Source organism: Clostridium tanneri, assembly GCF_033659955.1.
Lineage (GTDB): Bacteria > Bacillota > Clostridia > Clostridiales > Clostridiaceae > Clostridium_AM > Clostridium_AM tanneri.
Window position 1 is genome coordinate 173,899 of sequence record NZ_JARUJP010000005.1, and the last position, 11,936, is coordinate 185,834.

The following is an 11,936-nucleotide window of genomic DNA, read 5'->3' on the forward strand; positions in this document are numbered from 1 at the left end:
TTTCCAAAAACTCAGGTGGAGATTCTATATATAATAGATTTGACAATATTTATGTTTTAAATCTTATTGATTGAATTTTCACAATACTTATCATATAATTACCTTACTATAAGTGCATAAAATTGTATTATGGTAATAAATAATAGTAACTTATAAGAGGAGGAGAAATTAAAATGGTAACATGTAAAAATCTCTATGAAAATAAAAACATAGAAATAGTAGAGACTAGAGGAAATGTAAAGGTTCTCGAGTATAAGAAAGATTTAAGTGTAAGTGCTACAAATGCTGTGGCTGCATATTTTGCTTCAGAAATGAATGTTAGAAAGAGACAGGTTTTGATTGAATTAAAAGATAGTGCTTATACAATTAGTGCAGGAGCAATGCAGTGGACTTCAGGGGCTGTTAGTATGGCTGCAGATGTTAAGGGGATTGGTGACTTATTTGGTAAAGCTTTATCTTCTAAGGTAACAAAAGAATCTGCAATCAAGCCTAAATATCAAGGAAATGGTTTATTAATGTTAGAGCCTACATATAAACACATTTTACTTGAAGAGGTTTCAGAATGGGGTGGAATAGTACTAGATGATGGACTTTTTCTTGCTTGTGAATCCAAGGTTCAACAAAAGGTAGTAGCTAGAACTAATCTTTCTTCGGCAATGATGGGAAAGGAAGGATTATTCAATTTATCTCTTAGAGGTGAAGGAATCGCTGTATTAGAGAGTCCTGTACCTAGAGATGAACTTATAGAATTCGTACTTGAAAATGATGAAGTTAGAATTGATGGAAATTATGCCATTGCATGGTCTGATTCGCTAGATTTTAGAGTTGAAAAGTCCAGTAAAAGTTTGATTGGTTCTGCGGTTTCAGGTGAAGGTTTAGTTAATGTGTACCGTGGAACTGGAAGAATACTTATGGCACCTATAGAGTAAGATATGTTGCAGAGGAAGGCATGTAAAACTTAATTGGTCTAAAAAAATATAAATACTACTAAATAAGGTAGCTCAGCTGAGCTACCTTATTTAGTTTGGTAAATTAACAATTCAGTAGACGCCCTTATATTTACTATCATCACGAAAAATATATTTCTCTACTAAAAATTAATAATAATTGTCTTAAGTATAAATATCACAACATAAAATAAAATGTATGTGTTATTAACACAAAATTCATTAATCTTAAAAAACAAATATCCATTTAAATCTTTATTTTAATTATAAAGGGGATGAGTATCACGGAAACGGAAAAAGGAAATAGAATAATCATGGGTATCATGATTATTCTTTGGGTTTTACTTATCACGTATATGGGGACGGTGGCATATTTTACAAATCGCTTTTACTTTGGCTCTGAAATTAATGGAATCAATGTTTCTGGTAAAACTGTAGAGGAGACAAAGGAACAAATGGCTTCTAAACTACAGTCATATAGATTAAATCTAAAGGAGAGAGGTGGTAAAGAGGAAGAAATTAGAGGACCTGATATTAATTTAAAGTATAATCCGAGTAGGAGTTATAAAGAGTTCAAAGATAAACAAAATCCTTACAGGTGGGTTTTAGCACCTTTTGATAAAGAAGAATCCAAAATGACAGATGAACTTTCCTATGACAACAAACTATTAAAAGAAAAGATAGACAAGCTTCCTTGCTTTAACAGCAGCAATGTAGTTGAGCCTAAAAACCCTAGCTTCAAGTATGAAGATAAGGGTTATGTCATTATAAGTGAAGTGAATGGAAATAAGGTGGATAAGGATATTTTATACAGCCAAATAGTAAAAGCGATATCTAAGGAGGAAACTTCAATAGATTTGGAAACAACAGATTGTTATATTCGCCCTAAGTATACTTCTAAATCCCCTGAAATTATAAAAGTCAAAGATATTCTTAATAAGTATGTATCTTCGAAAATTACCTATGTTTTCGGAGAATCTAAAGAAACTATAGCTGGTTCAGAAATAAACAAGTGGCTTAAGATTAATGAAAACTTTGAAATTACTGTTGATGAGGAAAAAGTAAGAACCAGCTTAGAAGAGATTTTTAGTGCTTACAATACAGTTGGTAAGTTGAGGAACTTTGTTACATCTTCAGGAAAAACAATAGATATTGATGGTGGCGATTATGGTTGGTCGATTAATATTGCCAAGGAAATACAGGATTTAAATACAATCATCAAAGAAGGACAAACTATAACAAAAGAACCAACATATAGCCAAACTGCTTTATCTCATAATAAAAATGGTATTGGTAATACCTATGTAGAAATAGATATGACAAACCAACATTTATGGTTTTATAAAAATGGCTCCCTAGTGGTACAAGGAGATATTGTTACAGGCAATATAAGCAGTAACCACGGAACACCTAAGGGCATTTATAGACTAAAATATAAACAAGCAGATACTGTATTAAGGGGTCAGGACTATAGTTCACCTGTTAGTTTTTGGATGCCCTTTAATGGAGGTATAGGAATTCATGACGCAAACTGGAGAGGTGCTTTTGGAGGAAATATTTACAGAACAAATGGCTCTCACGGTTGTGTAAACTGCCCTTATTATCTAGCAAGGGAAATATTCTACAATATACAGGCAGGTAGTCCAGTTATTTGTTATTATTAGCTTAGAAAAAATTTATAATTAAAAATGATGTAGTTGTAAAGTTAGGAATTATTAGTTATAATAATTTTATAAAGGAATATCCTTTTATTGACATAATAATATAGGTAGAAAAAGGTGCCCGTAAGGGAGAATAGGGAATGAGGTTGAAGCCTCAGCGGTCCCACCACTGTAAGCGGTAGAACTTTTATAATCCACTGGTTAACACTGGGAAGGAAAAAGTATCGTTAAGCCGTGAGCCAGGAGACCTGCCTTTTTCATTATTGTATCTTAGGGAAGAGATACTGTAGTAAGAATGATGGTAAAATTCTTGAATACGAATATTCGTGTTCAAGAATTTTTTGCTTTTTGTAATAAAAATTTTTGATGGGGTGATAGTTATGGAAATAGTTAAAAAGCTAGTAAGCAAGGATAACTCTGTAAAATACTTATTGAAGATGGAGGATGGTAATACTATTGAAACCTTATACATGTACGACGGCCAGTTAAAACTTACCTACCACAGCACAGTGTGTGTATCCTCTCAGGTAGGATGCAGCCAGGGATGTTTTTTCTGCGCAACAGGAAAACAAGGATTTGTGAGAAATCTTACCTCTCTTGAAATAACTGAACAGGTAGACACTTGTGTTAGCTACTGTAGAGAAATGAATTTAATGCCAATAGATGCAGTTGTTTTTGCAGGAATGGGAGAACCTCTTATGAATTATGAAAATGTTAAAGAGGCAATAGTAAATATATATGAAAAGTACAAAATAGGTAATTTTGAAATTGCTACAGTAGGCTTGACACCAAAAATAGACAAACTAATAAGTGATTTTAAAGGCAGTCCAATTAACATAAGACTTAATCTGTCTCTTCACGCATCATCAAATGAAAGCCGTAAGCCTATAATGCCAGTTACATCAAAATATTCAATAGAGTCAATAATTGATGCAGCTGTTAAATATGCAGAAACCTTTAAAAGGAAGACAAGATTAAGATATATGATTTTTAAGGGGATAAACGACACAGAACTTGATTTACAAAGATTAGAAGCTTTGTTAAAGGGGAAACCACTGAAGCTAATTATTTCAGCCTATAATGACAATAATATAAAGGGGCTAACTGCCCCTAAACAAAGTGAAGTAATAGATTTTTACAATAAACTTAAAGACAAGATAGATTGTGGTATATTCCATAATTTCGGTGCGGACATTAAAGGTGGATGTGGACAGCTTAGACAGGAAAATATAGAAGATTAAGTCAACTTATATCATACTATGATATAATATAAGTTCCAATGTAATATACATCACAATATTATTGTGCAAATTATTCATTAAAATCTATATGTTAACTAGAGGGTGGTTGAAGAATGAAGGTTGACTTAAGTAAAATTGTTAATAATAAAAAGATAACAGCTTTAGAAGAGCAGGTACTAGAATACATAATTAATAATATTGATTCTGTTATGGATATTGGTGTAAGAGGTGTTGCAGCTGAAAACTACACCTCTACATCTACAATCATGAGGCTTTCAAAAAAATTAGGTTTTACTGGATTTATCGATATGATTTATAATATAGCCCCTCTAGTAGATAGCAGCAATACAGGAGTTACAGAAAAATCAGAGGCATTAATAGGTACAGACATTAATTTTTTATCTAAGTATATAGAAGAAAATCACATAACAAGATTCGTAGAGTTGCTATCAAAAGGAACAGGGAAGTATATTTTTATTTATGCAAGAGGATCTTCTAAAATAGCTGGAGAATATTTCAATAAAAAGCTGCTAGGCATAGGAATAAAAAGTATACTAATAGATTCTATAGGAAGCTTTGAAAGCAATCTAGAAGATATGGAAATGCTAATAGTAATATCAAAATCTGGGGAAACTAAAGAGGTATTAGATAAGGTTCAAGTAGCAAAAAAGAGAAATAAATTAGTTGTTTCTTTTACAAAGGAAGTTGAAAATAGCATTTCAGTTCTTTCTGACATTTCCTTTAAGATATTTGATATGCACAAGCTAGATGACGGTAATTTATTGCCTAACTCATTTTTTGCAAATATGATTATGTTCATGGAGTACTTAATTTATAGATACTATGAAGAAACAAAAAAGGAAGATAGAAGTAAATAAATAGTCTGATTTGAGAAACCTGTTATCTTTTATGCTAACAGGTTTCTTCATGTTCAAAATCCATTTCGAAAATATGAAAACGTATATATAATAAAGCTGTAAAAAGAATTAAGTAATCAAAGCTGTAAAAAATAAAGTAATTAAGAGGTGAAAATTATGAAGGATAAGATTATGAATGCCATGCAAAGATTCTCAAAAGCTATGTTTATTCCAGTATTAATACTTCCTATAGTAGGTATACTGATAGCATTTGGAAATATATTAACAAATGCTAAGCTAGCTCAATATGCACCATTTCTAAAAAATAACTTAATATTTGGATTTGGTAAGATACTTTCTGGATCATTAGTGCCTATACTGGCTAACCTTGGAATAATATTCTGCGTAGGTTTAGCAGTAGGACTTGCAAAAGAGAAAAAGGCAGAAGCTGGTTTTACATCGGTTTTAGTTTATTTTATATTCAATAATGCTATGAATATCTTCCTTAGTTTATCAGGTAAATTAGTTCCAGTTGATAAATTAAGAGGATCTGGTCAGGCAATGGTACTTGGAACACAAGTTCTAGACATGGGAGTTTTCTTAGGAATAATTTTAGGTATAGTTGTAGCTTATTTTCATAACAAGTACTGTAAAAAAGAATTTAACGGGGCTTTCCAGATATATGGAGGTTCAAGACTAGTATTTTTAATACTAATTCCGGTAGTTGTTATATTAGCGGTTATACTTTCTTATGTTTGGCCAACAGTACAGCTCGGAATATCAAGCTTAGGATATTATATACAAAAGTCTGGTAACTTCGGAATATTCATGTATGGAATGTTAGAAAGACTTTTAATTCCAACAGGATTACATCATTTAGTTTATACTCCGTTCCTATATACTCAGCTTGGAGGAATAGAAACTATAGGAGGAAAGGTTATAGAAGGAGCAAGAAACATTTACTTTGCACAAATTGCAGATCCTTCAATCAAGGTGTTATCTAGCACAGTTATATGGGATGCTAGAGGATTATCAAAAATGTTTGGTCTAGTAGGAGCGTGTTTAGCACTTTATCATACAGCAGATGCTGACAAGAAAAAGAAAGCTAAAGCGATACTTATTCCAGCAGCAGTAACATCAATAATAGCGGGAGTAACAGAACCTATCGAGTTCTCATTCCTGTTTACAGCACCAATATTGTTTGGAGTACACGCAGTATTAAGCGGACTTGGAATGGTTGCTTTAAATATATTAAATGTAAGAGCAATAGGGCCTAACGGACTTATAGACTTCCTATTATATAACCTGCCATTAGGTATAGCAAAAACAGGTTGGCCTATGTTTATTCTAGTAGGTATTGCACAGTTTGCAGTTTACTACCTAATATTTAGATTCTTAATAGTTAAACTTAATTTAAAGACTACTGGAAGAGAAGACAGTACTGAAGAAGTTAAACTTTACAGCAAAAATGATTATAAAAATAAAGCAGTAGCGGAAAAGGAAACAGAAACAAAAGCTTCAGGCAATGAAGCACTTGTAATAATAGAAGCATTAGGTGGAAAAGAAAATATCAAAAAGGTAGATAACTGTTATACAAGATTAAGATTGATTCTTGAAGATACATCAAAGGTTGACGAAAGTACATTAAAAGGAACAGGTGCAGCAGGAGTAATTAAAAAAGGTGAAAATGTTCAAGTAATTTACGGATTACAGGTAACTAGAATTAGATCTATGGTAGATGAAGCTTTAGGAATTGTAGGAGAATAGTTTTAATTTAGATAAAGTATTAGGGTAGTTGGGGAATAAAATAAATTAGAGGAAAGAGGTAATATATATGAAAAAACATTCTATTGTTATTGCAGGAGGAGGAAGTACTTTCACCCCAGGAATAGTTATGATGCTATTAGATAATGTACACCGTTTTCCCATTAGAAAATTAAAATTATATGATAATGATGGTGAGCGTCAAAGTGTTATTGGCGAAGCCTTAGAGATAGTATTAAAAGAAAATGCGCCGGACATTGAATTTTCTTATACTACAGAGCCAGAAGAGGCATTTACCGATGTGGATTTCTGTATGGCTCATATTCGTGTAGGAAAATATGAAATGCGTGAAAAGGATGAAAAGATTCCGCTAAAGTATGGATTAGTTGGTCAGGAAACTTGCGGACCAGGAGGAATTGCTTACGGAATGAGAAGTATAGGGGGTATGTTAGAGTTAATAGACTTAATGGAAAAGTATTCACCAAACTGTTGGATGCTTAACTACTCTAACCCAGCTTCTATTGTTGCAGAAGCTTGCCGTAGACTAAAGCCAAATTCAAAGGTTTTAAATATCTGTGACATGCCAGTAGGAACACTTCGTCGTATGGCTGGTATTGTGGATATGGAACCAAGTGATTTAGAAGTTAAGTACTTTGGATTAAATCACTTTGGTTGGTGGACTAGCGTTAAGGACAAACAAGGAAATGATTTAACAGATAAAATCAAAGAATATGTTGCAGAAAATGGATACCTAACAGTAAAGGAAGTAGAAACTCAACACACTGATCCGAGCTGGCAGGAAACGCATAAAAAGGCAAAGGATTTATTAGCAGTAGATCCAAGATTCTTACCTAACACTTATTTAAAATACTACCTATATCCAGATTATGTTGTAGAGCATTCTAATGGAGAATATTCTAGAGCAAACGAAGTAATGGATGGACGAGAGAAAAATGTATTTGAAGCAGCAAGGGCTATTGTAAAGAATAAAACAGCAAAAGGCGGAGAATTTCATATTGATGCTCATGCAACCTTTATCGTGGATTTAGCTAGAGCAATTGCTTACAATACTCACGAAAGAATGTTATGTATAGTAGAAAATAAGGGAGCAATTGCTAACTTTGATCCAACTGCTATGGTTGAAGTACCATGTATTGTTGGAAGCGATGGGCCAGAACCTTTAGCACAAGGAGAGATTCCACAATTCCAAAAGGGGTTAATGGAACAGCAAGTGTCCGTAGAAAAGTTAGTTGTTGAGGCGTGGATAGAAAAGAGCTATCAAAAACTATGGCAGGCACTTACTTTATCTAAAACTGTACCAAGTGCTAGGGTTGCTAAATTAGTATTAGATGATCTTATAGAAGCTAATAAAGGCTATTGGCCAGAATTAAAGTAGAGGTTTAATATGTTTAAGAATTTATTTAAGAAAAATAAGAATAAGATATTTTATGCCTTTGCAGATGGTATAAGTGTTGATTTAACAAAGGTTAATGACGAGGTGTTCTCACAAAAGATGATGGGAGAGGGAATTGCTATTAAACCTAGTAGTGGTGAGATATATTCTCCTTGTGATGGAACTATTGCTGCAGTTATGAAAGAGAGTAAACATGCAGTTGGCATAAGAACGGAAGATGGGGTAGAGCTTCTTATACATGTAGGAATTGATACTGTAACCTTAAAGGGTGAAGGCTTTAAACTACATTGTGAAGAAGGAAAAACTGTGAAAAAAGGTGATCTTCTTTTAAGTTTTGATAGAGAATTTATTAAAGAAAATGGATTAGAGGATACTACTATGCTAGTAATATCAGAACTTAATAACCACAAAATTGTAACTTTTAACACTGATGTGATTATGAAGGCTAAAGAAGGTATCTTGCTAGAGTATAAATAGATTATTAATAAAGCAAGCTTCACTATTAAGTGGAGCTTGCTTTTATAGGAGGATATTATGACTATATTAGATAAGATAATTAAAAATAAAATAGTAGCTGTTATAAGAGGGAACAACAAAGAAGAAGCAGAGGGGATAATTAAGGCTGCCATCCATGGTGGCATAAAGATTGTAGAAGTTACTTACACAAATAAGGATGCATCAGAGATTATTAAAGGCTTAGTGAATAAATATGCTGATGTAGTCATAGGTGCAGGAAGTGTTTTAAATGTAGATACTGCAAGGGAAGCAATAGAAGCAGGAGCACAGTTTATAGTAGGACCTAACTTCCACAGTTCTATTAATAAATATTGTCAGGATAAAAAAATAGACTACGTACCAGGGTGTTTCACACCAACGGAAGTAGTAAATGCCTTAAGTGAAGGCGTAGAACTTATAAAACTATTCCCTGGAGAAGTATTAGGTCCTAAATATATTAAGGCTATAAAAGCACCTATTAAGAATGTAAGAGTAATGGTAACTGGCGGAGTTAACCTAGAAAATATTGGAGAGTGGTTAAACAGTGGAGCGGATGCTTTAGGAATAGGAAGTATACTTACCTCCGGCACAAATAATGAACATGAAAAAATCGCAGGTAAGGCAAGAAGTTTCATGGGGAAAGTTGCAGGTGACAGGTAATGGGAAGGTTTCTTTCAATAGGTGAAATACTTGTAAGGTTTACTCCAAAGGCTTTTGATGTTTATGGCAACAATAATGAGTTTGAATATTTCTTTGGGGGGTCAGAGGCTAATATAGCTTCTACACTTTCTTATTGGGACATTGAAAGTTCAATATTATCTGCTCTTCCAGATAACACATTATCAAAAAATATAAAAAGATATTTTAGAGGACTGGGAGTAGATGTAAGCAATATAGTAACAAAGGGAGAAAAGATAGGTTTATATTTTCTAGAAAGAAATTCAGGAGTCAGAAATAGCAGTGTTATATATGATAGAAAACACAGCAGCTTTTCAGAACTTAAAGCTGAAGACATTGATATTTCTAAGGTTTTAGAAGGAGTAACTTGGCTTCATTTTAGTGGAATTACCTTAGCAGTAGGAGAAAACTCTAGAAATTTAGTTAAAGAAATAGTTAAAGAGGCTAAAAGAAGAAACATATTTATAAGCATAGATTTAAATTTCAGAAGTAAGATGTGTAGTGCCGTAGATGCTAAAAAATATATGACAGAGCTTGCACCTTATGCTGATGTGTGTTTTGGCATAGAGCCTATAATGGTTAATGAAAAGGACACAGAGATGTTTGATAGAGAGAATTCTACTAAAGAAGATATATTTGCAAGAATGAAGGAGTTAAAAAGAGAATTTCAATTTAAATATATATTTCACACAGAGCGTACAAATGATAAGGAAGATAACAATAGCTATTATGCCTATGGTTTAGGGGAAAACCTTCAAGAGTCAATAAAAGCATCTACTAGAATGATTGAGAGAGTGGGAAGTGGAGATGCCTTTGTAGCTGGAGTAATCTATTCATTAATAAAAGAGAAAACTTTAAAGGAAGCCTTAGATTTTGGGGTAGCATCGGCTACTTTAAAGTGCACAATAAAAGGGGACAGTATGGCAGTAGAACCTAGTGATGTAGAAAAAATAATATGCTCTAAAAATATTATAGATAGGTAGGAGAGAAAAATGTTATATTCTCAAAAGGTAAGAAAAATAGCTCCTGAAATGGATTCGTTAAAAAGAGGTATGGGCTGGAATACTAAGGATCTAGAAAAAATGCAAGTAATAGTTGAGAGTACTTATGGTAAAAGTCATCCAGGAAGTGCACATTTAGATGTAATAGTTAATGAAGCCATGGATGAATTGGACAGCCTAAGGGCAAAGCCAGCAGATTATTATGCAACGGATATATGCGATGGTCAAGCTCAAGGCCATGATGGAATGAATTATTCCCTTGTATCTAGAGAGATAATTGCTAATATGATAGAAATACATGCAAATGCCACAGGCTTTGATGGAGGGGTATTTGTAGCAAGTTGTGATAAAGGCATGCCGGGAAACTTAGTTGCTATGTGCAGAGTTAACATACCTTCTGTAGTTGTTCCTGGTGGAATTATGAACGCTGGGCCTAATCTTTTAACATTAAATCAAATAGGAACCTACAGTGCAATGCATAAAAGAGGGGAAATAACTAAGGAGCAATATGAGTCTTATAAAGAAAATGCGTGTCCAAGTTGTGGAGCGTGTTCGTTTATGGGAACAGCGGCTACCATGCAAGTAGTTAGCGAAGCCTTAGGCTTAGCACTTCCCGGTGCAGCGCTACTTCCATCTACTTCAGATATGTTAAAGGTTTATGCTAGAAAGTCTTCAAAGGCCCTTATAAACCTAATAGAAAAGGGAATTAAGGTATCAGATATAGTAAATAAAAAATCTATTGAAAATGCAATAATGGTCCATGCAGCTATCGGAGGATCAACTAATGCATTACTTCACATACCAGCGATTGCAAAGGAATTAGGGATAGAAATTAATCCAGAAGACTTTGATAGAATTCATAGAGAAATTCCTTTTATATTAAATGTAAGACCTAGTGGACAGTGGCCAGCTAACTATGTATTTTATGCAGGTGGAGTGCCAGCTATAATGAATAAAATAAAGAAATATCTTCATTTAGATGTACTTACAGTAACAGGAAAGACCTTAGGAGAAAATCTAGAAGCCTTTGATGCCAAAGAAACTTATGGAGAATACTTAAAATCAGCACCTAAGATGGACTACAGTGAAGTTATATACGATGCAGAAAACCCAATCAATAAAAGTGGAGCTGTATCAGTATTAAAAGGTAATATGGCTCCAGAAGGCTGTGTAGTAAAACACTCAAGTCTTCCTGCTGGAATGAAAGATATAAAACTTAAAGTTAGAGCCTTTGATTCAGAGGAAGAAGCTTTTGAAGCGGTGATAAATGGAAGTATTAAACCAGGAGATGCTATAATCATAAGATATGAAGGACCTAGGGGCTCCGGTATGCCTGAAATGTTCTATACAACAGAGGCAATAGCATCAGATGAAAAGTTAAATTCTACAGTAGCCTTAATAACTGACGGAAGATTCTCAGGAGCAACTAGAGGACCAGCAATAGGACATGTATCACCAGAAGCAAGCAGTGGTGGTCCAATAGCCTTTGTAAAGGATGGAGATATAATTCATATAAATATAGAAGATAGAGGTATAAATATTGTAGGAATAAATGGAGAAGAAAAAGATCTAGAAGAAGTTGCCTTTATATTAAATGAAAGAAAAAAAGATTGGAAACCAAAGGCGCCTAAATATACAAAGGGAGTACTTGGACTGTATACAAGTATGGCAACCTCAGGTATGGAAGGTGGAGTTATAAAAATATAGCTAGAAAAAAGCTCAGCAGATGCCGGGCTTTTTTCATTTAGGAGATTTTTTCTAGAACCTTAACTATTTATAATAAAAATCTTAATTAAGATCGATAATAATAGGAAGATATAAGGAATATTCATTATGTTATAATATTATTATAAGACAAAATACTACAAAAAAGGGGAA

The 11,936-nt window shown here is 33.4% G+C and carries 10 protein-coding genes and 1 riboswitch; all 10 genes read left to right on the forward strand.

Annotated elements, in window-relative coordinates:
- The first annotated feature begins 173 nt into the window (after window positions 1-173).
- The 10 genes from P8V03_RS06330 (at window position 174) to ilvD (ending at window position 11,765) form a co-directional block, all read left to right on the forward strand.
- Window positions 174-929 carry an AIM24 family protein gene (locus tag P8V03_RS06330; protein ID WP_261670605.1) on the forward strand — a complete coding sequence of 252 codons (756 nt, stop codon included), beginning with the start codon at window positions 174-176 and terminating at the stop codon, window positions 927-929.
- Window positions 930-1,222: 293 nt separating this feature from the next.
- Window positions 1,223-2,611 carry a L,D-transpeptidase family protein gene (locus tag P8V03_RS06335; protein ID WP_318797328.1) on the forward strand — a complete coding sequence of 463 codons (1,389 nt, stop codon included), beginning with the start codon at window positions 1,223-1,225 and terminating at the stop codon, window positions 2,609-2,611.
- 95 nt (window positions 2,612-2,706) lie between these two features.
- Window positions 2,707-2,878, forward strand: a riboswitch (cobalamin riboswitch).
- A gap of 110 nt (window positions 2,879-2,988) precedes the next feature.
- Entirely contained in the window at window positions 2,989-3,849 is an 861-nt protein-coding gene (locus P8V03_RS06340) for a radical SAM protein (RefSeq protein ID WP_318797330.1), read from the forward strand.
- A gap of 113 nt (window positions 3,850-3,962) precedes the next feature.
- Entirely contained in the window at window positions 3,963-4,727 is a 765-nt protein-coding gene (locus P8V03_RS06345; protein WP_318797332.1) for a MurR/RpiR family transcriptional regulator, read from the forward strand.
- Window positions 4,728-4,883: 156 nt separating this feature from the next.
- Window positions 4,884-6,473 carry a PTS transporter subunit EIIC gene (locus P8V03_RS06350; RefSeq protein ID WP_261670609.1) on the forward strand — a complete coding sequence of 530 codons (1,590 nt, stop codon included), beginning with the start codon at window positions 4,884-4,886 and terminating at the stop codon, window positions 6,471-6,473.
- A 67-nt stretch (window positions 6,474-6,540) separates the two neighbouring features.
- Entirely contained in the window at window positions 6,541-7,866 is a 1,326-nt protein-coding gene (locus P8V03_RS06355; protein WP_318797335.1) for a 6-phospho-alpha-glucosidase, read from the forward strand.
- Window positions 7,867-7,875: 9 nt separating this feature from the next.
- Window positions 7,876-8,361, forward strand: coding sequence for a PTS sugar transporter subunit IIA (locus tag P8V03_RS06360; RefSeq protein ID WP_318797337.1), 486 nt, complete (start codon window positions 7,876-7,878; stop codon window positions 8,359-8,361).
- 57 nt (window positions 8,362-8,418) lie between these two features.
- On the forward strand, window positions 8,419-9,039 hold the full coding sequence (locus tag P8V03_RS06365; RefSeq protein WP_318797339.1) for a bifunctional 2-keto-4-hydroxyglutarate aldolase/2-keto-3-deoxy-6-phosphogluconate aldolase: 621 nt from the start codon (window positions 8,419-8,421) through the stop codon (window positions 9,037-9,039).
- A complete protein-coding gene (locus tag P8V03_RS06370) occupies window positions 9,039-10,040 on the forward strand; it encodes a sugar kinase (RefSeq protein ID WP_318797341.1) in 1,002 nt (333 codons plus the stop codon). Before P8V03_RS06365 ends, P8V03_RS06370 begins: the two co-directional genes overlap by 1 nt.
- Before the next feature lie 9 nt (window positions 10,041-10,049).
- Window positions 10,050-11,765 (forward strand): dihydroxy-acid dehydratase, encoded by a 1,716-nt coding sequence (gene ilvD / locus P8V03_RS06375; RefSeq protein WP_318797343.1) that lies wholly within the window; start codon window positions 10,050-10,052, stop codon window positions 11,763-11,765.
- Window positions 11,766-11,936: the final 171 nt, after the last annotated feature.